The following is a 23990-nucleotide window of genomic DNA, read 5'->3' as shown; positions in this document are numbered from 1 at the left end:
GCTATGAAATCGATCTTCGACCAGCAAACAAGGGATGAACTCATTGGCAGGGTGAATTCATTAAACAGAGACAGCAAGGCGCAATGGGGCAAAATGAATGTTTACCAGATGGTAAGGCATTGCAACCTTTGGGAAGACATGATGCAAGGCAGGCAAAAATACAAACGTGCATTTATCGGTCGTATTTTTGGCCGGATGGCTTTACGCAGGGTTATGAAAGATGAATCGCCCCTGGCGAGAAATACCCCTACTCTTCCCGAACTTAGAATTACCGGCAATGGCGACATGGTATCAGAGCGGACGGAATGGCTCGCCAAGATCAGGGATTATGCTAATTTCTCCAATCCAGGCTTTATACATCCATTTTTTGGTTCTATGACCCGCGAACAGATCGGTCCCTTTGTTTATAAACATATCGACCATCATTTACGGCAGTTTGGGGCGTAAATTAAGTATGTTAATGGATGCCATCACCCGGCTTCATCCTATGGCGCGTTAGGATAATTAAAAAAGCGGGGCATTGAGATTCCTCTCTTGAAGGGGTGTAGGGAATGTTCTGATCACTTCATCAACACCTCTTCACCTCTCATTTAATCGATAACATCTTTTTGCACTACTGACATAGGGCTGTCATGTGGCTCGGTTTTCTTTGTTTCATGAAACAAACCATTCCATCATCAAAAAAAGAGCTACCGTTGCTTTCTTTTAAAACCTCCGCACAATGGGAAAAATGGCTGGACAAGAACTATGAAAATACAGATGGCATCTGGCTGAAGATATTCAAAAAGGACTCGGGCATAAAATCCATTAATTACGCGATGGCCTTAGATGTGGCTCTTTGCTTTGGATGGATAGATGGGATTAAAAAGAAATTGGATGAGGTATCCTTTATTCAAAAATTCACACCCAGAAGGGCCAGAAGTACTTGGTCCTACCGGAACACGGAGCACATCCAAAGGTTAACCACCAGTGGAAAAATGCGCCCTCCGGGTATTGCACAGGTAGATATGGCCAAAGCTGATGGTCGCTGGGAAAAAGCTTACGCTCCGCAACAGGAGGCGATCATTCCGGAGGATTTTATGAAAGAGTTAAACAATAATACAAAAGCCAGGGCCTTTTTTGATACGCTTAACAGAACCAACCTTTTTATTATATACTACCATTTGCATCAGGCAAAAACACCCGAAACAAGAGAAAAGAGAATTCAACGGTTTATAACCAAGCTGGAACAGAGAGAAATGTTGGTTTGATGAGCCTTAGCCGCTTTATACAGGGGCAATCGAAGCCTACTCTTTTAGCCAAAATTGTCATTTCGAACAGAGAGAGAAATCTTATAAAATTGTCAAGGCATTATGCAGAAGATTTCTCTCTCCATTCGAAATAACATCGTTTTACGCTTAATAAATTTATGATATAATCATCTCCGCCACACCCCTTCCGCTGGTCAAAGCAGCTTCTACGGTACCCATGGCGGTGCCTTCATAAAGATATTCGCCAGCAAAAAACAGAGTGTCATCAATTGGTGTGTTTAACGTGTTGCGACAGACAGCCGCGTTAACCGTATCATAAGCATATGAGCCCAGGGTAAATGGTTTGGCTGTCCAGTTTACCACTTTCCATGCTTTAAGTCTTTGCTGTAATTCCTCCACACTCAGCCGGAAAATATTGGCAAGCGACTGCAAGGCCTGCACCAGTATTTCTTCATCCGTCTTTTCTTTTTTGGCTTCGGCATCCGCTCCTCCTATCCAGCCGGTAAATATGTTGGATCGCTCCGGAAATTGCGTCCACCAGGTAGGTATTTCTTCCTGCGAAAGTAGATAGCCCATATTGTCGAGGCTCCGGCCAATGCGTGCTTCGGTTTCTTCACTGTACCAGAAAGCCTCGTCAAATTCCAATAATATTTTGATCACCGAACCAAAACCCATCCCCTGTATAGCTTCGGCGTGCGTTTTAAGCGGCGGATGAAAAGCTATTCCGCCTGTTTGGCCTTCACCAGCTTTCAAAACACCAAGCGGTACAGCCAACACTATTTGTTGGGCGTGGTAAGCTGTACCGTCAGCTGTAATGGCACTTACCTCCCCGGGGCTCCAATAAATATCCTTTACTATGGCGTTCAGAAATATTTGACCGTTATTGGATTTGCATTCACCAGCCAGGTAATTCAGTAAAGTCACGTACCCTCCTGCTACCCGGTGCTGCGCGCTGTCATCTTCGCTTTGCCACTCCTTCCGCAAGGCAAAGCTGCTGGCTTTCTGTGGGTCGGCGGTATCATAGCCTGATACAAATTGCCTCACCGAGGTACGCATCCGCGCATATTCATCATCAGGAAACTCTTTCAGCATAAACTCTTCAATACTGACGTCCTGCTGCAGGCTGTTCAATTTGTCGATCAGCAAATCCCAATGCTCAATAAATGATTCATTTTCTACAAAGGCACCCTCATCATATTGTACCATCTCTGCCGAAGCAGAACGATAAGATATACCCGCCTCGTTCAATAAGCCTATGGTAACCGGCAGATCTCCATGTACAAACTCGGCCCCTAGTTCTGTATATTCTCCGGTTGTAGCATCATATTGTGTGTGGATGCGCCCCCCGATGCGGTTATCCGCCTCCAGTACTATTACCTTTTTACCCGTGTTGGCTAGTTCGCGAGCAGCCATTAGTCCGGCGGCACCGGCGCCTACGATCAGTATATCAGCAGTGTTCATATTTTATAAACAAAGTTAGGTTTTGTATTGATGGCGGCAACGTATCGCCATGGTCAAAACAAAACATGACAAAAGCCATACAACAGGCCTAAAAAATCGTGGATTGTAACTAAAGTCACCAATTTCATATTTCTATTACCTTTACTTTGACCAACAAACATTCATCATTTAACTTATTTGAATTATGTCAGACAGTGTACAACTAATACCAGGTAATTCCCTGATAACCGAAACACCTGAAGAAGGTAGGGCATTAGCCATTAAAATGTCGCGTCTTATAATTAAGATCACCCAGCCGGATGCGGCGGTACGCGAAAGATTACGCCCACAATTTACGCCGAAGATGCTGCTATGCTTATTGCCATAGGTCAAACCGTAGCTATTGAATTTGCCACCATTGCTGCCGCGAATAATTATTGGAAAAAATGAGCACACATCGTTACAACAAGGTAAATTTGCTGCAGATAATGAACTGCAGCAAAAATGGATGAATTTGAAACCAATCTGATAAGCCAATGTCTGGCCGAATTTGGAAAAGATTTGCTCGGCGAACTGATCAGCTTTGGTAAACTTAAATCATTTGAGCCGGATGAATATGTGGTAAGGCAGGGTCAGTTGGTTCGAAATTTGCCCATATTGATCAATGGAACGGTAAAAGTTTACAGCGAGGAGGATGGCTTGCCCTTCCTCCTGTATTACATCAACCCGGGTTCTACCTGTATTTTTAGCTTCGCCCATCTGTTTAATGAAAAAGAAGTGAGTTTTTCGGGTATTACGGAGGAGCGGTCGCTCCTTTTACTGGTTCCTATTTATAAAGCCCGCGAATGGTTGCTCAAATATCCGGCATTCAGCGAGATGATCCTGCATGAATATCAGAAACATTATAACGACCTGCTGGAAACCACCAAACAAGTAATTTGCTATAATCTTGAAGACCGTCTGTTGCAATATTTGAAAACAAAAGTAGCTATAAATAAATCAACCGAGCTGGTGATCACCCATCAGCACATAGCCGCCGATCTGGCCACCTCAAGGGAAGTGATTTCCCGCTTGTTAAAGAAGATGGAGAAAGATCAGAAGATCACACAATCACCTCGTAAAATTAAACTGATTGTATAAATAAGGTGGAGCAAGGATGCCGGTACCAATTTAAGTTTGGCTTATGACTTAATCGCCACAGTTAGTTCAATGCATTAAATAAAAAAGCGCTCCGTATCTCACCCCGGAGCGCTACTCAATGTTCCTACAAACACTGATCAACTAAACTCAGATCTCTACAATCTAAGATTTTTATAGCCAGGCCAACAATAGCAACCGAACCTGTGATGTTTCTTATTCCGTTAAGAACAGTAACCTATCACAACAACTTCGGTCAGCACATTGCTTCCGGCTCGCAAATAGTCCTGATACCATCAGGCCCGCTTTTACTTTAATGTTTTGATATAACAGATGTAGGAAAAAAGGTGCATTACCCAGATTTAAACTCAGCGTAAATTTGCCATTAGTCTTGGTAAAGTGCTTGTAATTGTACCTTTGATAAGTACATACAAATCTGTTCCGGGTAGTGTAAGGAAAAACCAGGGAATCTTTCCTTTTAAGAGTAAATTTTTAAACATGAGATTGAGATTTAGTTGATTAATATCTTTGATTTAAGATTTATGTAGATAAACAAAATTTTAAGTTTGTAATAGGACCATTAATATAAGGATGAATTGCTTATCCGGTACGGAAAACCTAATCGTGTCCCTTTTAAAGTAGCGACATTTAAATTTTGAAGATTGAAAAATTACAGAGTGTAAAGGTTTAATCATATGATCTTCCCGTGATAAATTTTAAACTTATTCCCCGATATCATCCGCTTCTGCTCCTCCTTTTGGGTTGAGCACATTTAAAACTAAAATGTTATAATACTATTAAATTCAGTGTAATTTCTGCTTCTTCAGAAATTTATATTGGCTTCTCAACTAATTTAAAGAGAGTGTATTGTTTACACAAGTAAGAAATGAAGATTTACAAATTAATTATTAGTAAATCATTATAGCAGTTAAACATAGCATTTTGAGGATGTTTTATTAATAAATTACTAACAAAACATTCATTATTATAAAAATGTAACAATGTAAAATTGTTACTGTTAACTATAATAAAACCTAAAAAATCCACAACACCTCATAATAATCCCCAAGTAATACCAAAAGGATCATATTTTTTATTGTTTTCGGGTTGTATTTTTTTCAATTAGCAACTCATTATTAAGTGTCAAAATGCCACACTAAAACATTAATAATGTCATTGCAACATTTAAATAATTATAAAAACCTGCATTAAAAGCATTTATATAAATATATATCCTTTATTTAATTGTTAATTTAACATTTATAAATGCCGGTATATTATTCTCCCTCCTTCTATAAAATTAGAAAGAGCAGCGATATTATAATATCGCTGCTCTTTCTAAATTACCAGGATCAACACCTTCTACTTATCCCACTGTACCGAAGCTGTATGGGTATCGCTGGAGTTTGTACCTATCTGGATAATGAATTTACCCGGCTCCCAATCGTACTTAAGCTGACTGTTATAAAACTTAAGCTCCTCTGGCCTAACCGTAAATGATACCTCTTTTTGCTCACCTGGCTGCAGGCTTATCTTTCTAAAATCCTTCAGTTCTTTTATCGACCGGCTGATGCTGGCTACCGGGTCGCTGATATAAAGCTGAACCACTTCTTCGCCCGCATATTTACCAGTATTGGTTACTGTGACGGTTGCTGTAAGGCTCTCATTGCCTTTGAGCGTTGTTTTGCTGAGTTTAACATCGCTGTATCCAAAAGTGGTATAGCTTAAACCATAACCAAACGGATAAAGCGGATCATTGGAAATATCCAGATAGTTTGATTTGAATTTTGACGGCCCGCTGGTATATGGCCTTCCGGTGTTTTTGTGATTATAATAAATAGGTATCTGTCCTACACTGCGCGGGAAAGTAGCCGTAATTTTGCCAGCCGGATTATAATCACCAAACAATACATCAGCTACAGCATTACCAGCCTCAGTTCCGGGGGCCCAAACATCTAATATAGCGCTGGCATGTTTGTCCTCCCAGGTTAAAGTAAGCGGACGGCCATTAAATAATACGATAACCAATGGCTTACCCAATTTGGCCAACTCTTTCAACATGTTTTTCTGACTTTCTGGAATATCGATATCTGAGCGGCTTGATGATTCGCCCGACATGCTTTGTGATTCACCAACCACAGCCACGATCACGTCCGATTTTTTAGCCGCATCAACTGCTTCTTTCAGCAATTCATCGGCTGGTTTAGGATCGACAGCTACCATCTGTTGGCCAAAAAAGTTTAGCCTTTGTATAAATAAGCTGTCCTCAGTAATATTGGCACCTTTCGCGTAATTAATAGTAACCCCATCACCTACTACATTTTTAATACCCTGCATTACGCTGATTGATTTTTGCCAATCACCGGCAACTACCCAGGTGCCCAACATATCACGCTGATTGTTAGCTAATGGGCCTACTAATGCAATGGAACCTGTTTTCTTTAATGGCAAAATCTGATTGCTGTTTTTTAACAACACAAATGAATGTTTAGTGATATTGCGTGCCTCGGCGCGGTTTTCGGTTGTTAGCACATCCTTAGCTTCACGGCTTGCATCAATTGATTTATAAGGATTATCAAATAATCCCAGTTTGTATTTAGCTTCCAGCACACGGCGGCAAGCCAGGTCAATTTCCTGTTGGGTTACCTTACCCGCAGTTAATGATTTTTTAAGTGTAGTTAAAAAGCCTTCGCCTACCATATCCATATCCAAACCAGCTTTCAGAGCCAGGGCCGATACCGTTTGCAGATCGCCTAATCCATGCGCTGTCATTTCATTAACAGCGGTGTAATCCGATACTACGAAGCCCTTAAAACCCCATTGTTTGCGCAATACATCAGTTAACAGCCACTGATTGCCGGTAGCTGGTACCCCATCAACAGTATTAAAAGAGCTCATAAAGCTACCTGCACCTGCATCAACAGCCGCCTTATATGGAGGCAGATAATCCTGGTACATTTTAATACGGCTCATATCTACAGTATTGTATTCACGGCCAGCCTCGGCGCCGCCATATAAGGCAAAGTGTTTTACGCAAGCCATCACTGCATCGGCATTTTTCATGCTGCTGCCCTGATAACCTTGTACCATGGCCTTAGCTACCTGCGAACCATACCATGGATCTTCGCCCGAACCCTCTGAAATGCGACCCCAGCGCGCATCGCGCGCTATATCAACCATCGGCGAGTACACCCAATTCAAACCTTCGGCGGTAGCTTCTTTAGCCGCGATCTGTGCGGATCGTTTGATCAGGCTCATATCCCAGGATGCTGACAATCCCAGCGGAATAGGAAAAATAGTACGGTGACCGTGGATCACATCCAATCCAAAAATAAGCGGGATGTGTAACCTGGAATTCTTTACCGCCAGGTCCTGAATCTGTTTCACCTGATCGGCTCCCCAAATACCAAACACACCGCCAATGGCGCCATTTTTTATCTTTTCCTCAACCCCCTTATTTACTACAGACCCTGTAGTTGCCGCGCCAATAGTTACCAGGTTAAGTTGCCCTATTTTTTCATCAAGAGTCATCTTACTCAGTAAACCATTAACGTAAGTATTCATTTTGGCATCCTCGGTTTTGCTTTGGGCCGATGCTTTATAAAAAGGGAGCACTGCCACAAAACAAAGCGGAATGACCTTGTTGGCGATTCGGGTTGAAAAACACTTTTTCATTTTTTTAATTTAGATATAATAGAATTGGATAAACAAATATGAACAAAATAAAAGCCATGTAACTGAATATTAATTACTTCTTTTAATTGAAAGTTACTGGTTAAAATTGGTTGCAATAAAACAAAAACAATGGTGTATAAAGTACACAATTGTAATTATTATAATTAAATAATCAAACTTTATTTGTACAATAGCGAAAATGTTAACTAAAGAACAACTTATTGAATACAGCGAAGACGCGCGTAAAAATTATCTCGATCATATTTCTATCGATTGCGTTGTTTTTGGTTTTCATGAAGGGCAAATGAAGGTATTGCTGCTGCTGCCTCATGATGAAAATAAATGGCTTTTGCCAGGCGGTTTTGTACAAAAACAGGAACCTATTGAAATGGCCGCCAACCGTATATTGAAAGAACGTACCGGTCTTGATAAAATATTTTTGCAACAATTTCACATCTTTGGAGATCCTGATCGCGCGAAATTCCATCATGATCTGTACAAAGAAACTGTACCCGATGAACAAAACTGGTTTGCGAAACGTTTCCTATCTATAGGCTATTACGCCCTGGTTGATTTTTTTGGCGTTGTTCCCCAACCAGATCAGTTTTCTGAAACCTGTACCTGGCGCGACCTGGATGATATGCCTGAATTTTTGCTTGACCATGAGCTGATATTCAAAACAGCGTTAGAAACCCTCCGCGTACAACTCAGTTACCAGCCTATAGGCTACAATCTGATGCCCAGGGAGTTTACCATGCCTGAATTGCAAAAGTTATATGAAACCATACTGGATAAAAAGCTGGACCGACGCAACTTTCAGCGCCGTATATTGGGTTTTGGAATCCTGAACCGGGCCGAACAGCCCCGAAAAGGGGGAGCTCACAAAGCTCCGTACCTATACTCCTTTGATCTGGAAAAATATCAAAACGCCTTAACCGAAGGTTTTAAAGGCGGATGGTAGTTTTTTAAGTCGGACGTCTTAGGCTCTAAGTCTTAAGTCAGAAAAACAAAGGCTTTGACCTCCCGATTTTGGACTTAAGACTCGGTTATATACTCCAGTTTTACCTGTATATGCAAGTCTTCGTGCATTTTGGCAAACTGCCGGGGATTACGCGTAAAGTCGGGATCGGTATCCATATACATATTGATAATTTTTACTTCCTCCGGGTGTTTATCCGTACCTATATTATAGGTAAGTCCATCGCCACTTTCCAGCCTTTGTTTTAATTCCAGGTATTGTTTCCCTGTTATCATGATCATTTTTTCTGCGGTCATTGGTTTATTTATATGGGTTATAATAACGGTATTTATCCGTAAAACTTAAATATGTTAAAATCACTTATTTACCCGGCATGCATTGCTGCCTGTTCAGTTTATTATATTTACCTTCAAATATAACTGATATAATTTCGCTTAATGCTTAACCTCAAAAAATTACTCGCCATAGCATGGTTATCTGGTGGTACCATCGCTTACGCCCAGGTCACATTGCCCATAGCCGCGAATCTGCAAAATACTTACACCAAAGGCACACGTACGCAAACGGGAGCTCCCGGCAAAAACTATTGGCAAAATACAGCCAACTACAACATTAAAGTAAACTTTAACCCCAAAAACCTCAATATTACCGGCACTGTAGCTATTGACTATATCAACAACAGCCCGGATACACTTAACACCATTCTATTTAAGCTATATCCTAATTTATATAAAAAAGGCGCTATTCGCGATATGCCAATTGCAGCACAGGATCTGACCGATGGTGTACAAATCAAATCGATAAGTGTCAATAATCAATTACAAGATAGCGCCAAACACCATATGGAGGGCACCAACATGATACTGAACATCCCTTTATCACCAAGGCAAAAGGCTCATTTTGATATCGAGTACAACTATACACTCAATAAAACATCACATATACGTACCGGAAAGGTTGATACCGGTGCTTTCTTCGTAGCTTATTTTTTTCCACGAATAGCCGTTTATGACGACATCGATGGATGGAACGAACTCCCGTACCTGGGCTCGCAGGAATTTTACAACGATTTTTGCCATTTCAATGCCGAGATTACCGTACCCGGCAATTACCAGGTTTGGGCCACCGGAGACCTAAAAAATCCCGAACAGGTATATAACCCCAAATATGTAAAGCTGATAAACCAGGCCGGCATCAGCGATAAGGTAACCGATATTATTACCCAGGCCGATATCCAGGCTGCCGATGTTACTAAAAATAACCCCACCAATACCTGGAAATTTGAAGCTGACAGTGTAACCGACCTTGTTTTTGCCACAAGCAACCATTACATCTGGAAAGCATCAAGTTTGGTGGTTGATCCCAAAAACAATCGCCGCACTCGTGTTGATGCAGTTTTTAACCCCAATCATAAGGACTATTTCGAGGTAATTAACTACGCCCGCAAAACCGTGGAAACCATGAGTTACCAGTTTCCGAAGTGGCCATACCCCTATCCTCATGAAACCGTATTTGACGGGCTCGACCAAATGGAATACCCCATGATGGTGAATGATAACCCAGTAGAAAACACCGCCGACGCCATTGAACTCACCGACCACGAAATATTTCATACCATGTTCCCTTTTTACATGGGTACCAACGAAACCAAGTATGGCTGGATGGATGAAGGCTGGGCTACCATTGGCGAATGGCTTATCAGTCCGGTTATCGATCATTCCATTGTTGACTTTTATGGCATTGCAGCAACCGAAAATGCCGCCGGGAATGAACAGGACGTACCTATCATGACCCTTACCCCCCAGCTTATCGGCGTGGCTAAATTTATTGACAGCTATCCCAAACCTGCCCTTGGTTACCTGTATGTGAAAGATATGCTGGGCGACGAGTTATTTACAAAGGCCCTGCACTACTACATCAGCCAATGGCATGGCAAGCATCCTATGCCTTATGATTTTTTTAACTGCATCAATGCAGGCTCGGGCGTAAACCTCAACTGGTTCTGGAAAAGCTGGTTTTTTGATAACGGGCAGCCCAATCTGGCTATCAGCAAGGTAAACCATCAGCTGCAAAAATATAATGTGACTATTACCAGCATAGGCACCAAACCCGTACCTGTAAATCTTACCGTATATTATAATGATGGCAGTATGCAATTGGTGCATCAAAGCATTGCCTGTTGGGCCAAAGGCAACAAAACTACCAGTGTTGCCTTTGTAGCTAAAAAACCGGTTAAACAATTGGTGTTAGGTACTACCTATGATCCGGATACTGATAAAAAAGACAACACCTGGAAACCATGATCAAAAACTTTTTAAACCTTAAATTTTAACACTTTTTTGATCAAAAGGGTGAAAAAGCGAGCGAAATTTCACCCCAAACCATCGATTTTAACACTTTTTAACAAATTCCAACTCCATTTTGAGGGGCTTTTGAAAATTTAAAAAGTATTAAATAATTAACTATCAAATAACTATATGCAAAACAGTTGATTTTTCTCCTCTGTTTGGCTTAACGCAACAGCCCGGCACGTTTATTAAAAAACGGCCGGGCTGTTACATTTATAAATATACAAAAATCTGCCCACACATTAGGTGACAACGGTTGATAACAGAAAGAGTATGTTTTAAAATCTCAGCGCTTAGCATCCCCATTCTAACCATTAATTTAAACAGCTACAGCAAACTTTTCCTAAGCGTAAGAGCTTAATTTGGCTCAAAAACAACTCAAAGCAATAAAAACCTTACAACAAACAGAAGTTTATAAATTCAAACTACTGATTATCAATACATTAAACAATTTTATTTTTTGTATCTAATTTTTTACAAATTCATCATTTCTTAATAAGAGAGTTGCATTTTGCGCAAAAAAAATCATGAACAAAAACTTTCCCCTAAAGTTTATTCTATTGGCATTGCTATTGCCCATTTTTTCGTGTAAAAAAAGTGATGTACCCCAAAAAACTGTTGAAGTTGGCACACCCGGTCAAACTACACCTGACAGTGTCATTGTAAAGCCCGATTCCGCGGTTTCCATTAACTTATCTGTTAATACCACCGGCCCGGTTGTACCCAATGACTTCTTAGGATTTAGTTTCGAAAAGCTGATATTAACAGACACCACTTATTTTAATGTTTCCAATACTTCTTTTATTAACCTGTTCAAAAACTTAGGTCCCGGGTTAATCAGAATCGGAGGAGCCACGGTAGATAAGATTGCCTGGACAAACAGCAAGAGAAATTCATCAACCCAGGATTTTGTATTTACCAACGATGTTGACCGGTTTACGAAATTTAGCCAGGCCACCGGTTGGAATACTATCTGGGGCCTTAATTTTAATGAGGCGCAATTTAACAATGACGCCCAGGAAACGGCTTACGTAAAAGCAAAGCTGGGAACATCATTAAGCAGCATTGCTATCGGGAACGAGCCGGAATATTTTCCGTTAAATGGTTTAAGGTCTAAAACCTATAACTATAACACATTTATTGATGAGTATAGTTCATTTGCAAACCGTTTAGAAAGCAATGTGCCGGGTATTATTTTTTCGGGCCCCGAAACAAATGAACCTGGCTGGGGGAAACCCTTTTTAAAGGACAGAGCCGGTAAAATCAATCTTTTCTCGTTGCATTATTACCGCATGGGCCCTGCCGGCAACCCCAGTGTTACCATGAAAAAATTAATGATATTTGATACCTGGCTCAAGGATATCATAGAATATTTAAAGCCGGGAGTTATTGCTGATAACATACCTTTTCGCTTTACAGAATGTAATTCTGTATATCATGGCGGCCAAGATGGTATCAGTAACGCTTTTGGTTCATCAATATGGGGTACCGAATTCTTATTCTATTTAGCTCAGCAAGGTATTGCAGGGGTTAATTTTCATACGGGAGGCGGAAGCCAATATGTTTACTCACCTATTAACACCGTTAATAATAAAAATGTAGCCAGGCCGCTGTATTATGCCATGTTACTTTTTCAGCAGGCGCAGATTAAACAATTTCTGAAAACCGATTTCTCCAATGCAGAAAACATGGACGCGTACAGCTTTATCCGTAAAGACGGTAAAAATGCGATGGTTGTGATCAATAAAGATGAAACTAAAGATATTGACCTTTTTGTTAATAGTAAAAGTGCCATAAAAACCACTACCACCTACCTGTTAAATGCACCTTCGTTATCAAGCAAGTCTGGAATAAATATCAACGGTGCATCTGTAGATGATGATGGTACATTTAAAGTAACGGGCGTTGTTACCAATAACTCATTTGGAGCTACAAGTAAAGTGGTTAACATGAAGATTAAGGCAGCCAGCGCCGCTTTAATTATATTTAACTAAGCTTTTTTAAAGCTCCTATACCTGATATAGCCAATAGGTCAAATAAATACATTAGTATTTATTTGACCTATTTAAGGGAATACGATGATACTGTTAAAAATCGTAAACCGTTACCCCTATTCCCTTATTTATAAGTACATCGAAAATTATAGGCTCTATTTTATCCCAAGTACCACCGGCCAAACCGCAGCCAATCCGGGGCATATGTACAGTAGTATTATTTTCAGATGCAAATTCGGCTACTTTTTGAAGGCACTCCCGGATAGCCTCATAACGGATAGGCGGGTTGCCATTTTCGTCCTTGTAAACCTTATGTTGCCCTATCATATTGGCCACCCATATATCCAGCTCAACCTGTACCAGTTGTACCTGGCCCAGCGCAAAACCCTGCTGTGATTTATACCATTCGCGGTATTGTTTTTCGGGCCCCGGCCAGCGTTTGGATATAGCCATTACAAAGCCCTTACCCCAGCCGACAATATCATTACAAACATGTACTATTATCTTGTTCGCATCCCCAACGGGTTTTGTGGCATCACCTTTTAAATAATTAATATCCATGTTTAAAAATAATGTGCAAGATAAAACATCTTTGTTTGAGCGCCCAACACCTGGCACATCAATTTTAGAAAATCCCTCTTCATACCACGTTCGTGATGACAAACGTTCTTTTACTTATTTTACTTCATTTCTAAAATTAAACTCCTTTAAATTGCAGATTTTACTTGCCCGTCAGATAAATTTTATGCACTTTTATAAAAATTAGTATGTATATACATAATGACATATTAATTCCGTTATAAATCAATAAACCAATTATAAAATATTAAATGATGGACTTCTTAAACGCTGTATGGCATCAATTCACAGGCTTTTTTGGCTTTAATCATTTACTGCAGATCCTCAAATCGGGCGATTATGATAAACTGCTTACCTATGAAGGCTTTACCGCTTTGCTGGTACCCATTATGCCTTTTTTGCTGGTGATCGAGATCATCAGGGCGGCATTTTACAAACGTTTTAAAGTGATTAGCTACAAGCTCACTTTTTTCTCCTACGTGTTCAACGCCTTTATTGGCCGGGTAATATCTATTGCCATGGTAGGTATCTGCATTGGCTTGTTTGAAAAGTATGCCATATTTAAACTCACATTTACCTGGTACTGGTTTATTTACGGCTACGTTGTGTGGGAGTTCGGCCATTTTTTATACCATTATTTCGGGCACAAAGTAAGGCTGTTCTGGTGCCTGCACTCCACGCATCACGCTCCCGAAAGCATGAACCTTTCGGTAAGTTATGCCCATTTCTTTCTGGAGGGGCCTTATGCCGATTTTATCCGCACCACTACCTGCATTTTACTGGGTGTGCCACCGGCCATGCTGTTTGTGATTATGTTTATTGATGGTTTTTGGGGTGGCATGATCCACATTGGCGAAAACCTGGTGCATGATGGCCGCCTGGGTTTCCTCAACAATATCATCCTTACCCCATCGCACCACCGCGTGCACCATGCCCGTAACCCACTTTATATGGATACCAATTTTTGTAACCTGCTCAACATCTGGGATAAGGTTTTTGGCACCTATCAGGTGGAGGATCGTAACATCCCTATCGAATACGGCATTAGCAGACCGATGATCAAAAACAGCTTCCTGGATGCTTATTTTGGCGAGATAGTGGCCCTGGCCAAGGATGTATATCGGGCACCGGGCATCAAAAACAAATTCCTGTATATGGTGATGCCACCGGGATGGAGCCATACCGGCGACCATAAAATGACCACTGTGGTAAAAAAGAAATATTTTGAAGAGTTGCAACAACAGCAACCCAGTTCTGTAAGTGATACCGATAAGACCGGTACTCAAAGCAACGAGCCAGTGCTGTCATAAAAGCCCCGCTTGGATTTGCCTTTTTATTAAAATAGCCTTACTTTCATTACCCATAATGAGTGATCCTATATTTAAATTGAACGGCAGGGTTTGGATAGAAACCGGGGATGAAAAGATTCTTGGGCACGGTCGTGTGGAATTGCTTGAACGCATCAAGGCTTCAGGCTCCATCAGGCAGGCAGCCCTGCAAATGAAAATGTCGTACAAACAAGCCTGGGACCTGGTAAACCATATGAACGAACACTTTGGTCAACCACTGGTCATATCGCATCGGGGCGGCAAAGGTGGCGGCAATGCTGTGGTAACAGAACATGGCTTAAAAGTTATCGACCATTTCCATCAGTTGCAGCAAAAACTACAGGCATTTTTAACCACAAATTCCATAAATCTAAGCCTCTAGTTACCTGAAGTATCATTCAGGCAATAAAACGCCTGATTTCCCTTTCAAAAATCAGCTAAAATTGCCATTTTGCGTTATGTTTTATTTTATATAATGAATTATTCATGAAAAAACCTTTACCCTGTTTAATTACTCTTTTAATTTCCTTCATCACATTTCATTTTGCAGCAAATGCCCAGGACAGGGACACGTCCAAACACATTTTTCAGCTTGGACAAGTTAATATCATCGGCACAAAAGATAGTTTACGATCTGATAAGCTCAGCTCGGGTACCATTAACCGGTATAACCGCTTAACTGTATCCAGCGCCTTAAATCTGCTTCCCGGTGTAACCTTGACAGCCGTTGGCCCCAGGAACGAATCGGCGGTGAGTATCCGTGGGTTCGATGTTCGTTCTGTTCCTATCTACCTGGATGGCGTTCCGCTATATGTACCTTATGATGGTTATGTAGATCTGGCCAGGTTTAACACCTTCAATTTATCAGAAATCCAGGTTGCCAAAGGCTATTCTTCGGTTCTGTACGGCCCCAATGCCGAGGGTGGTGCCATCAACCTTATCAGTCGCAAACCGGTAAAACCATTTGAGTTAAACGCCATTGCCGGCTGGTTAAGCGGAGGCTATAGGTTAAATACCAATATAGGCTCCAACCTGGGTAAGGTTTATTATGAGATCTCGGCATCACAGTTAAAACGGAACTGGTACCCATTATCACATGATTTTGCACCTACTAAAAATGAAGACGGTGGCCATCGCGATAACTCGTATAACAATGACATCGCCGTAAGCGGTAAAGTTGGCTTTACCCCTACCACCAACCAGGAATATGCCGTGGGCTACAGCTATCAGCATGGCACCAAAGGCACCCCGGTTTATGCTGGTGACGATGCCGCGAACGCCTTGTTTAAAAGTCCAAGGTATTGGAAATGGCCAAACTGGGATACGCAGAGCCTTTACCTCATCAGCAATAACCGCATCAATAGTACCAACGTAATTAAAACGCGCTGGTATTATGACCAGTTTAAAAACAACCTGCAAAGTTTTGACAATGCATCGTACAGCACCCAAACCAAGCCTTACGCATTTACCAGCATTTACAATGATTACACGTTGGGTAGTAGTATCATGTTTGAGAACACTTCGTTAAAAGACAATAGCTTTAGCGTGGCCGGTCATTTTAAACAGGACGTGCACCGCGAGCATAATGTAGGCGAACCTGTTCGTCGCGACGCGGATAATAACTTTACTATTGGTGCCGAGGATACTTACCATATCACATCGGCCTTAAAAGCCAACGCCGGTGTAAGCTATATGAACAGGCATAGCATTGATGCCCAGCAATATACCAACAATGTAGTGAGCCAGTTGCCTGCCAACAGTAACAGCGCCTGGAATTTGCAAGGTTTGTTGCAGTATGATATTGACAGTACTAATGCCGTTACGTTTTCGGTGGCCCGCAAAACACGTTTCGCTACCATTAAGGATAGGTATTCCTACAAATTCGGCACTTTTATCCCTAACCCTGATCTGAAAGCAGAGAACGCGCTGAATTATGATCTGAGCTATCATACGATGGTAAGCGGCAAACTATCGGTACAGGCATCGGTATTTTACAGCAAGATTGGCAACCTGATACAAACGGTGAACAATGTACAGGTTGATCCTAAAACAGGTACCAACCTGTCGCAGGTTCAAAATGTGGGTCGTGCGGAGTATTATGGTGCCGAGCTGGCTATTGGCTACCCCATTGCCGACCAAGTGCGGATAGATGCCAACTATACTTACCTGAAACGCAAGAACCTGTCGAGCCCATCTATTTATCTCACAGATGTACCGCAGAACAAGGTATTTGGTTCGATACAATACTCGCCCATCAAAAAGCTGTATGTGATGGCTTCGGAAGAGTATAACTCCAAAAGATACAGCACCAGCTATGGAACGATATCCGGTGAATTTGCGCTTACCAATGTAAAGGCGCATTTAACATTGGTTAAAGGGTTTTCGATAGAAGGCGGTGTAAACAACCTGTTCGATAAGAATTATACCCTGGTTGAAGGTTTCCCGGAAGCCGGGCGCAATTATTTTGCGAATGTGATATTTAGTTATTGATAAGTCTTCTTAGTTCCCCTCTTGAGAGGGGGCGCGAAAGCATAGCGCGGTAGCAGGGGTGTGTTTCTTTGTGCAGATGACACACCCCTCCGCCCCTCTTAAGAGGGGAATCGCACGAGGCCATTATTTAAGTAAATTTGTTCATGAACCAACCCAAACATAACCCGCTCTTAAATCGGCACCGACTCAAGAAAGGTCGGGTTATGTTTTTACTATTGATCTTCTTTATCCTATCCGCCTGGTGTTATGTAGATGGGGGCATCGAAACAGGCCCGTACAACCTGGTATATCCGGCCAACTTTAGCAACCGCATCCAGATCCCGGCGGATAACCCAACCACTAAACAAGGGGTTTACCTGGGGCGGATGCTTTTTTATGAAACTAAACTTTCGGCTAATAACAAACTCTCCTGCGGCAGCTGCCATGAGCAAAATAAAGCTTTTACCGATGGACGGGCATTTAGTCCGGGAGTGGATGGCGTGCTTACGCCGCGCAATTCCATGTCGCTGGTAAATTTGCTTTGGGGGCGTAAATTTTTCTGGGATGGCCGGGCCAATGGTCTGGAAGAACAGGCTGTTACCCCGTTGACCAGTACACATGAAATGGGGCAATCCTTAAATGTTTCGGCACAAAAGCTCGCTGCAACGGCCAATTATCCCGCTTTGTTTAAACTGGTTTATGGAGATAACCAAATCACCAGCGACAGGATAGTAAGAGCGATATCACAATTTGAACGTACACTGATATCAGCTAATTCACGTTATGACCAGTACTTACGCGGTGCTTACCAACCTACACCCGATGAGTTAAAAGGAATAGAATTATTTAATACAGCGCCCCAGCCCGAAAAAGGTATCCGCGGAGCCAATTGTACTCATTGCCACGGTGGACCAAAAACATATATGGAATTGTTTCATAATAACGGGCTGGATAGTATGCCCAAAGACTCCGGTATGGAGAAACTGACCGGACTGTCGGCCGACCGTGGCCGTTTTAAAGTACCCACCTTGCGTAATATCGCCCTCACCGCACCATATATGCACGATGGCAGGTTTAAAACACTGGAAGAAGTAGTTGATCATTACAGCGAACACATCGAGCAATCGCCAGCGTTAAGCGCATTCTTGCGCGGCGAATCCAACGAAGCTGGAGGCAAGAGTTTGAAACTACAGCCAGTAGAGAAAAAACAGTTGATCGCTTTTTTGAACATGTTTACCGATTCGGCATTTATCACCAATCCCGCATTTTCCGATCCGCATTTACTCCACACCAAAAACAAAAAACAGTAAATTTATACCCATGAAAAAACAATTCCTGATAGCCTGTTTAGCCTTATTAAGCTTTACAACTATCCCTTTTATATCACAGGCACAAACCATCAAAATAAGCGGTGAGGTAAGTACACCATTAACCGTTGACGCAGCCTATCTGCAGAAATTCCCCCAAACCACCGTGGTGCGTAAAGACCGGGACGGCAAAGACCATACCTATACTGGGGTTATCCTTTCGGAAATATTGAAAGGTGCAGGCGTTACCCTGGGTCCGGAACTGAAAGGCGAAAACCTGACCAAATACCTCCTGGTAGAAGCCAGCGATGGTTACCAGGTGATCTTCGCCCTGGCCGAACTGGACAAAAGCTTTACCGACAGAACCATTATCCTGGCAGATAAGGTTGACGGATCCCCCCTCGCCCCCGCCGATGGCCCCTACCGCATTATTGTACAAGACGAAAAAAAACCCGCCCGCTGCATTAAACAGGTAACAGCCATGCAGGTTCATTTTGTGAAGTAATATTTATCACTGTCATTCTGAGCGGAGCGAAGAATCTATTTTTTTAATCCATTCGTAAATTAAATGTCCAATAATAGATCCTTCGCTCCGCTCAGGATGACAAACTTTTTTGTGTTTATATTCTTTCCTTCCTCCGTCAGCGGATAAGCTTCGGACGAAAGCGGGCAGAACAATGGCGGCCTGTGCGGTTGTAAGGGCATTGCGAACCTTACCTGAAGCTGGGGCAATGAGTGAACGAAGTAGGGGTAAGGTTTGGTCCCGATAGCTATCGGGATGGTTCTGCCCGGTTTGCAGGGCAAAGGCCATGTGCGGCAAAGAAGCATTTCTGCTGACAGCCTTTTTGGTTACTTTTGTGGCGACATACGGCGAAGCCTTCTTGAGTACCAAAAAAAACAAACCACAACGAAAAACGTAACTGGCCCTCCCGCGGCTAAGAGCGGGTATGCGCCATACAACGCGATGATAGATTCTTCGCTCCGCTCAGGATGACAAATAAAAATAACTATTAACCCAATATCTCCGCAATTTCTTCAAAACCCTTTTCACGGGCCAGATCGGCGGGGAGTTTGCCGCCTTCCATGCGCACGTTGGTGATGGCGCCATGTTCCAGCAGCAGGATCAGCATATCGATATTACCGTTTTGCGCAGCCGAATGTATTGGCGTAGCGCCGGCCTGTTGTTTTACATTTACTTCGGCACCGTTTTCAACCAGCAAGCGGGCAATGGCGGTATAATTACCCGCACAGGCCGAATGTATAGGAGCAACCCGGAAACCATTGTTGGATGGCAGGTTAACATCGGCACCGTTGCTTACCAGGTAACGGGCAACTGCCTCATGACCAAAATAACAAGCCAAACCCAGCGGTGTAAAACCATCAGGAGCATAATCGTTAATCGTATCGGGGGCTGTTTCTACAAAGTGGCTTACTACTTCTGTTTTTCCAGCGGCGGCGGCTTCAAAAATACTGATCTGGTTTACGTAGCGTAACAATACATCGGTAACCTCCGGCTTTTTGTAATAACATGACAACATCAATGGCGAAACCTGGTGACTGGTTAGGGTAGCGGCCAGCGCGGGGCTTTGCATCAGCAAAGCTTCCAGCTTACTTAAATCGGCAGTGGTAATATATTCTTCCAGCTTTTCTATACTCATGGCGTACATTGGTGCAAGCCGCAATTACACAGGCTATGCTTTTAATATGGCTCTTTTACGAGGATCGTACCAGATGGTTTTCAATAATACTAAAAAATAAAAATACGATTAAATAATTTGTTTAATCTGCTAACTTTATAGAAGGGGATTTTGGATTTACTCTGATTTGGGATTTCGGATGTAGGATTTCGGATTTATTACGTTTGAAGATAAGAAGCCCCTTTTTATATTTATTGAAATGCGAAATTGCACATCCGAAATCGAACATCCGACATCCGAAATCCCGTGAAATTTTGTGTAAGTTTGCAGTAAAAGGATGTTACATCAGCGATGCCGGTAAAAGGAAATCAGTTTAAATCAAATAGTTTTAAGGACGATAATCAGCCCCGTCAAACGGGAAAAGCTGAAAAAGAACGAGTAGCAAAGCGCAGGCTGCCCAGCATGCCACGCCTGGATATGGAGAATGGCAAGACGGTTAAAATAGCAGGCTTACTGTCGCTTTTAATGTCGATCTTTTTCCTGATAGCTTTCACCTCCTACCTGTTCACCTGGCAGGAAGATCAGAGCTATATATCCACCACAAACGGCGGCTGGCACAACCTGGCCACCGGCAAAACCGTACAGGAAATTGCCGATACCGGCAACCCGCAGATAGCGCAAAACTGGCTGGGTAAATTTGGAGCCCTGCTCAGCAACCAGTTTATTTATGAATGGTTTGGTGTGGCATCGTTCCTGTTTGTATTCATCTTTTTTGTGATTGGTTATCGCCTGCTGTTTAAGGTAAGGCTGTTTTCCATCATCAAAACATTGGGCTATACCCTGTTTAGCATTGTTTTTATTTCCACTACTATAGCCTATTTCCACGCTTTTATTATTGATTACCCGCATTACCTGGAGGGCGGTTTTGGCTATTGGACAAACCGCTTGCTGGATGCGCAGATCGGTCCGGCGGGTACGGGTGGCTTCCTGGTATTTGCTGCCCTTACCGTACTGGTAATTGCTTATAATATTGATTTTAAACTTCCGCAACGTAAAAACAGACCGGCAGCACCAATAGCCGTTGATGAAGTATCGCCCGAGCCTGTTGAATTGACAGAGGAGGAACCCTCTGTTCCGTTAGAATGGCCGCGGGGCAATAACCGCATCAAGGAAACGCATGTAACAACCATTATGCCCGAGCCGAGGCAACAGCAGCAACCATTGGAACAAACGCCGATTTATCATGAGCCGGTTGTGCTTAAGCCTTCATCATCACATGAGCCCGAGGAAGAAACCGAGATTCCGCTTACTATTGACACCAATCGTCCACTGCCTGAACTCAATGTCGAAAAAACCGACGATGACAAGGCTAAGGACCTGGTAAGCCAATTTGGCATTTACGACCATAAGCTCGACCTGGCATCGTACAAAATGCCGCACCTGGAGCTTCTGGAGAACCATGGATCGAACAAAATATCGGTTAACGCCGAAGAGCTGGAAGCCAACAAGAACAAAATTGTTGAAACGCTGAACCATTATAACATCGAGATTGATAAGATCAAAGCTACCATCGGGCCAACAGTTACGCTGTACGAGATCATCCCTGCGCCGGGTGTACGTATCTCCAAGATCAAAAACCTGGAGGATGATATTGCCCTGAGTTTAGCCGCCCTGGGTATCCGTATCATTGCGCCAATGCCGGGCAAGGGAACCATCGGTATCGAGGTACCCAACCAGAACCCCGAAATGGTATCCATGCGTTCTATCCTATCGACAGAGAAATTCCAGAACACCACCATGGATCTGCCCATTGCTTTGGGTAAAACTATTTCCAACGAGGTATTCATTGCCGACCTGGCCAAAATGCCTCACTTACTGGTGGCGGGTGCTACCGGTCAGGGTAAATCAGTTGGTATTAACGCCATATTGGTTTCATTGCTTTACAAAAAACATCCTGCTGAGTTAAAATTTGTATTAGTCGATCCAAAAAAAGTAGAGCTCACACTCTTCCGTAAAATTGAAAGACACTTCCTGGCTAAACTACCTGATGAAGGGGATGCCATTATTACCGATACCAAGAAGGTGGTAAATACCCTCAATTCGCTTTGTATCGAGATGGATCAGCGGTACGATCTGCTAAAAGACGCACAGGTACGTAACCTGAAAGAGTACAATGCCAAATTCGTGAACCGCAAGATCAGCGATCCGGAAAAACACCGTTACCTACCTTTCATCGTATTGGTGATTGACGAATTTGCCGATTTGATGATGACCGCCGGTAAAGAAGTAGAAATGCCGATCGCTCGTATTGCCCAGCTGGCCCGTGCCGTGGGTATACACCTGGTTATTGCCACGCAACGCCCGTCAGTTAATATCATCACGGGTACCATTAAGGCCAACTTCCCATCGCGCTTGGCATTCAGGGTATTGTCCAAGATCGACTCACGTACCATTCTTGATGCAGGTGGTGCAGATCAACTGATCGGTCGCGGGGATATGCTGTTCAGTACTGGCAGCGACCTCATCCGTTTGCAATGCGCCTTTGTGGATACACCTGAGGTTGAAGCTATATCCAACTTTATTGGCGAACAGCGCGGTTATCCTACCGCCATGTTCCTGCCAGAATATGTAGGCGAAGGTGAAACCAGCAGTGCTAAAGAATACGATCCGGATGACCGCGACCCGATGTTTGAAGAAGCAGCACGTTTGATCGTATTGCATCAGCAGGGTTCAACTTCACTTATCCAACGTAAAATGAAACTGGGTTATAACCGCGCTGGCAGAATCATTGACCAATTGGAGGCCGCAGGTATTGTAGGCGCCTTTGAAGGCAGCAAGGCTCGCGATGTGCTTTACCCTGATGAATACAGCCTGGAACGTTACCTGGAAACACTTCAAAAACCTAAAGATTAAACCTATTAAATTTTATTTGCTCTAAACCAATAACTATTCCCCCTGATAGTTGTTGACGTAAAAAACACAATGAAGAAATTATTTTTATATTCCATTTTAGCGATAAGCACTTACAGTACGGCTTTCGCACAAAAAGATACCCAGGCCAAAGCCATACTGAACCAGGTAAGTCAGAAGTACAAATCGTACGATGTGATCAAAACAGATTTTAGTTTTACGCTGGATAATCCGCAGGCAGGCGTTAAAGAAACCCAGAGCGGCACGCTAACTTCAAAAGCCAAATCCGGCAAATACAGGGTAACTTTGTATACCTCTGCCAGTGCCAAAGATGTGGATAAAGAGATCATCAACGATGGCAAAACCCAGTGGACCTACCTTAAAAAAGATAAAGAAGTACAGGTTGGCGATGCGCCAAAAGGTGGGGATGGTATCAACAATCCATCACAAATATTTACTATTTATGAGCATGGCTACAAATACCTGTACACAGGCGAACAAAAAATAGCCGGCAAAGTATACCAGGCCATTGACCTGACCCCCGAAAACGAAAAACAAAATATTTTCAAGGTTCGCCTGCTGATAGACAAAGTAAAAAAACAGATCTACAGCGCGCAACTGTTCGATAAAAACGGCAATAAATACAACTACACGGTACGCAGCTTTACACCAAATGCCCCCGTTACCGATGCCACATTTGCCTGGGATGCCAAAGCACACCCTGGTGTTGAGCTTGTTGACCTGCGATAAGATTAGGTTAGACGTGATACATTTACGTTTTGATATTTAACAGAAAGAGCGATGATTTTATCATCGCTCTTTCTGTTTTTTACCATTGTCATTTCGACGAGGTACGAGGAGAAATCTTATACGCATGGACGAGCAAATTGTACAAGATTTCTCTTCGCCCCCTACGCTCAGGGCGGCCTCTGCTCAT

At 42.7% G+C, this 23990-nt stretch carries 20 protein-coding genes; 15 read left to right on the top strand and 5 right to left on the bottom strand.

Annotated features, from left to right (window positions below):
- Positions 1-3: 3 nt before the first annotated feature.
- Positions 4-447, top strand: a complete 444-nt coding sequence (locus tag ACTJKG_RS25675; RefSeq protein WP_440740775.1) for a DUF1569 domain-containing protein — start codon at positions 4-6, stop codon at positions 445-447.
- Positions 448-656: 209 nt separating this feature from the next.
- Positions 657-1250, top strand: a complete 594-nt coding sequence (locus tag ACTJKG_RS25670; RefSeq protein ID WP_440740774.1) for a YdeI/OmpD-associated family protein — start codon at positions 657-659, stop codon at positions 1248-1250.
- 156 nt (positions 1251-1406) lie between these two features.
- Here ACTJKG_RS25670 and ACTJKG_RS25665 read toward each other — a convergent pair whose 3' ends face one another.
- Positions 1407-2711: a flavin monoamine oxidase family protein gene (locus ACTJKG_RS25665; RefSeq protein ID WP_440740773.1), complete on the bottom strand. Its 1305-nt coding sequence runs from the start codon at positions 2709-2711 to the stop codon at positions 1407-1409.
- 184 nt (positions 2712-2895) lie between these two features.
- Between ACTJKG_RS25665 and ACTJKG_RS25660 the strand changes: the two genes are divergently transcribed.
- Genes ACTJKG_RS25660 through ACTJKG_RS25650 form a run of 3 tightly spaced genes read left to right on the top strand, consistent with a single transcriptional unit; the run spans position 2896 to position 3830 of the window.
- Entirely contained in the window at positions 2896-3078 is a 183-nt protein-coding gene (locus ACTJKG_RS25660) for a hexameric tyrosine-coordinated heme protein (protein ID WP_440740772.1), read from the top strand.
- Positions 3063-3140 carry a hexameric tyrosine-coordinated heme protein gene (locus ACTJKG_RS25655; RefSeq protein ID WP_440740798.1) on the top strand — a complete coding sequence of 26 codons (78 nt, stop codon included), beginning with the start codon at positions 3063-3065 and terminating at the stop codon, positions 3138-3140. Before ACTJKG_RS25660 ends, ACTJKG_RS25655 begins: the two co-directional genes overlap by 16 nt.
- A gap of 54 nt (positions 3141-3194) precedes the next feature.
- Positions 3195-3830 carry a Crp/Fnr family transcriptional regulator gene (locus ACTJKG_RS25650; protein WP_172336225.1) on the top strand — a complete coding sequence of 212 codons (636 nt, stop codon included), beginning with the start codon at positions 3195-3197 and terminating at the stop codon, positions 3828-3830.
- A 1359-nt stretch (positions 3831-5189) separates the two neighbouring features.
- Here ACTJKG_RS25650 and bglX read toward each other — a convergent pair.
- A complete protein-coding gene (bglX, locus tag ACTJKG_RS25645; protein WP_172336226.1) occupies positions 5190-7502 on the bottom strand; it encodes a beta-glucosidase BglX in 2313 nt (770 codons plus the stop codon).
- Positions 7503-7701: 199 nt separating this feature from the next.
- Here bglX and ACTJKG_RS25640 point away from each other — a divergent pair, with 199 nt between their 5' ends.
- Complete coding sequence (locus tag ACTJKG_RS25640; RefSeq protein WP_172336227.1) at positions 7702-8463, top strand: NUDIX hydrolase; 762 nt, start codon at positions 7702-7704, stop codon at positions 8461-8463.
- 74 nt (positions 8464-8537) lie between these two features.
- Here ACTJKG_RS25640 and ACTJKG_RS25635 read toward each other — a convergent pair whose 3' ends face one another.
- Positions 8538-8777: a hypothetical protein gene (locus ACTJKG_RS25635; protein ID WP_172336228.1), complete on the bottom strand. Its 240-nt coding sequence runs from the start codon at positions 8775-8777 to the stop codon at positions 8538-8540.
- Between the two features lie 141 nt (positions 8778-8918).
- Here ACTJKG_RS25635 and ACTJKG_RS25630 point away from each other — a divergent pair, with 141 nt between their 5' ends.
- Positions 8919-10784 (top strand): M1 family metallopeptidase, encoded by a 1866-nt coding sequence (locus ACTJKG_RS25630; protein WP_440740771.1) that lies wholly within the window; start codon positions 8919-8921, stop codon positions 10782-10784.
- Between the two features lie 572 nt (positions 10785-11356).
- Positions 11357-12823, top strand: a complete 1467-nt coding sequence (locus ACTJKG_RS25625) for a hypothetical protein (protein ID WP_440740770.1) — start codon at positions 11357-11359, stop codon at positions 12821-12823.
- A gap of 93 nt (positions 12824-12916) precedes the next feature.
- On the opposite strand, the gene ACTJKG_RS25620 is transcribed toward ACTJKG_RS25625, so the two are convergent.
- Positions 12917-13384: a macro domain-containing protein gene (locus tag ACTJKG_RS25620; RefSeq protein ID WP_440740769.1), complete on the bottom strand. Its 468-nt coding sequence runs from the start codon at positions 13382-13384 to the stop codon at positions 12917-12919.
- Between the two features lie 269 nt (positions 13385-13653).
- Here ACTJKG_RS25620 and ACTJKG_RS25615 point away from each other — a divergent pair, with 269 nt between their 5' ends.
- The 5 genes from ACTJKG_RS25615 (at position 13654) to ACTJKG_RS25595 (ending at position 19011) form a co-directional block, all read left to right on the top strand.
- Positions 13654-14712: a sterol desaturase family protein gene (locus tag ACTJKG_RS25615; protein ID WP_216650600.1), complete on the top strand. Its 1059-nt coding sequence runs from the start codon at positions 13654-13656 to the stop codon at positions 14710-14712.
- Positions 14713-14767: 55 nt separating this feature from the next.
- Positions 14768-15112, top strand: coding sequence for a winged helix-turn-helix domain-containing protein (locus ACTJKG_RS25610; RefSeq protein ID WP_172336233.1), 345 nt, complete (start codon positions 14768-14770; stop codon positions 15110-15112).
- Positions 15113-15216: 104 nt separating this feature from the next.
- Positions 15217-17220, top strand: a complete 2004-nt coding sequence (locus tag ACTJKG_RS25605; protein WP_440740768.1) for a TonB-dependent receptor plug domain-containing protein — start codon at positions 15217-15219, stop codon at positions 17218-17220.
- A gap of 203 nt (positions 17221-17423) precedes the next feature.
- Positions 17424-18509, top strand: coding sequence for a cytochrome-c peroxidase (locus ACTJKG_RS25600; RefSeq protein WP_440740767.1), 1086 nt, complete (start codon positions 17424-17426; stop codon positions 18507-18509).
- A gap of 10 nt (positions 18510-18519) precedes the next feature.
- Complete coding sequence (locus ACTJKG_RS25595) at positions 18520-19011, top strand: molybdopterin-dependent oxidoreductase (RefSeq protein WP_440740766.1); 492 nt, start codon at positions 18520-18522, stop codon at positions 19009-19011.
- 505 nt (positions 19012-19516) lie between these two features.
- On the opposite strand, the gene ACTJKG_RS25590 is transcribed toward ACTJKG_RS25595, so the two are convergent.
- A complete protein-coding gene (locus ACTJKG_RS25590) occupies positions 19517-20164 on the bottom strand; it encodes an ankyrin repeat domain-containing protein (RefSeq protein ID WP_440740765.1) in 648 nt (215 codons plus the stop codon).
- A 330-nt stretch (positions 20165-20494) separates the two neighbouring features.
- Here ACTJKG_RS25590 and ACTJKG_RS25585 point away from each other — a divergent pair, with 330 nt between their 5' ends.
- Positions 20495-23056, top strand: a complete 2562-nt coding sequence (locus tag ACTJKG_RS25585) for an FtsK/SpoIIIE family DNA translocase (protein WP_172336238.1) — start codon at positions 20495-20497, stop codon at positions 23054-23056.
- Between the two features lie 69 nt (positions 23057-23125).
- On the top strand, positions 23126-23803 hold the full coding sequence (locus ACTJKG_RS25580; protein WP_440740764.1) for a LolA family protein: 678 nt from the start codon (positions 23126-23128) through the stop codon (positions 23801-23803).
- Positions 23804-23990: the final 187 nt, after the last annotated feature.

Origin of the sequence: Mucilaginibacter sp. 22184 (genome assembly GCF_052045695.1) — a bacterium.
Classification (GTDB): domain Bacteria; phylum Bacteroidota; class Bacteroidia; order Sphingobacteriales; family Sphingobacteriaceae; genus Mucilaginibacter.
Note: the sequence above shows the minus strand (reverse complement) of the source record. Positions and strands in the feature narration are given on the sequence as shown.

Bases quoted from the DNA above. Each gene is read 5' to 3' on its own strand.
- ACTJKG_RS25670 (WP_440740774.1), top strand. From the start codon at position 657: ATGAAACAAACCATTCCATCATCAAAAAAAGAGCTACCGTTGCTTTCT.
- ACTJKG_RS25605 (WP_440740768.1), top strand. From the start codon at position 15,217: ATGAAAAAACCTTTACCCTGTTTAATTACTCTTTTAATTTCCTTCATC.
- ACTJKG_RS25655 (WP_440740798.1), top strand. From the start codon at position 3,063: ATGCTTATTGCCATAGGTCAAACCGTAGCTATTGAATTTGCCACCATT.
- ACTJKG_RS25640 (WP_172336227.1), top strand. From the start codon at position 7,702: ATGTTAACTAAAGAACAACTTATTGAATACAGCGAAGACGCGCGTAAA.
- ACTJKG_RS25650 (WP_172336225.1), top strand. From the start codon at position 3,195: ATGGATGAATTTGAAACCAATCTGATAAGCCAATGTCTGGCCGAATTT.
- ACTJKG_RS25580 (WP_440740764.1), top strand. From the start codon at position 23,126: ATGAAGAAATTATTTTTATATTCCATTTTAGCGATAAGCACTTACAGT.
- ACTJKG_RS25620 (WP_440740769.1), bottom strand. From the start codon at position 13,384: ATGGATATTAATTATTTAAAAGGTGATGCCACAAAACCCGTTGGGGAT.
- ACTJKG_RS25625 (WP_440740770.1), top strand. From the start codon at position 11,357: ATGAACAAAAACTTTCCCCTAAAGTTTATTCTATTGGCATTGCTATTG.
- ACTJKG_RS25600 (WP_440740767.1), top strand. From the start codon at position 17,424: ATGTTTTTACTATTGATCTTCTTTATCCTATCCGCCTGGTGTTATGTA.
- bglX (WP_172336226.1), bottom strand. From the start codon at position 7,502: ATGAAAAAGTGTTTTTCAACCCGAATCGCCAACAAGGTCATTCCGCTT.
- ACTJKG_RS25595 (WP_440740766.1), top strand. From the start codon at position 18,520: ATGAAAAAACAATTCCTGATAGCCTGTTTAGCCTTATTAAGCTTTACA.
- ACTJKG_RS25590 (WP_440740765.1), bottom strand. From the start codon at position 20,164: ATGAGTATAGAAAAGCTGGAAGAATATATTACCACTGCCGATTTAAGT.
- ACTJKG_RS25610 (WP_172336233.1), top strand. From the start codon at position 14,768: ATGAGTGATCCTATATTTAAATTGAACGGCAGGGTTTGGATAGAAACC.
- ACTJKG_RS25675 (WP_440740775.1), top strand. From the start codon at position 4: ATGAAATCGATCTTCGACCAGCAAACAAGGGATGAACTCATTGGCAGG.
- ACTJKG_RS25630 (WP_440740771.1), top strand. From the start codon at position 8,919: ATGCTTAACCTCAAAAAATTACTCGCCATAGCATGGTTATCTGGTGGT.
- ACTJKG_RS25585 (WP_172336238.1), top strand. From the start codon at position 20,495: ATGCCGGTAAAAGGAAATCAGTTTAAATCAAATAGTTTTAAGGACGAT.
- ACTJKG_RS25660 (WP_440740772.1), top strand. From the start codon at position 2,896: ATGTCAGACAGTGTACAACTAATACCAGGTAATTCCCTGATAACCGAA.
- ACTJKG_RS25665 (WP_440740773.1), bottom strand. From the start codon at position 2,711: ATGAACACTGCTGATATACTGATCGTAGGCGCCGGTGCCGCCGGACTA.
- ACTJKG_RS25615 (WP_216650600.1), top strand. From the start codon at position 13,654: ATGATGGACTTCTTAAACGCTGTATGGCATCAATTCACAGGCTTTTTT.
- ACTJKG_RS25635 (WP_172336228.1), bottom strand. From the start codon at position 8,777: ATGACCGCAGAAAAAATGATCATGATAACAGGGAAACAATACCTGGAA.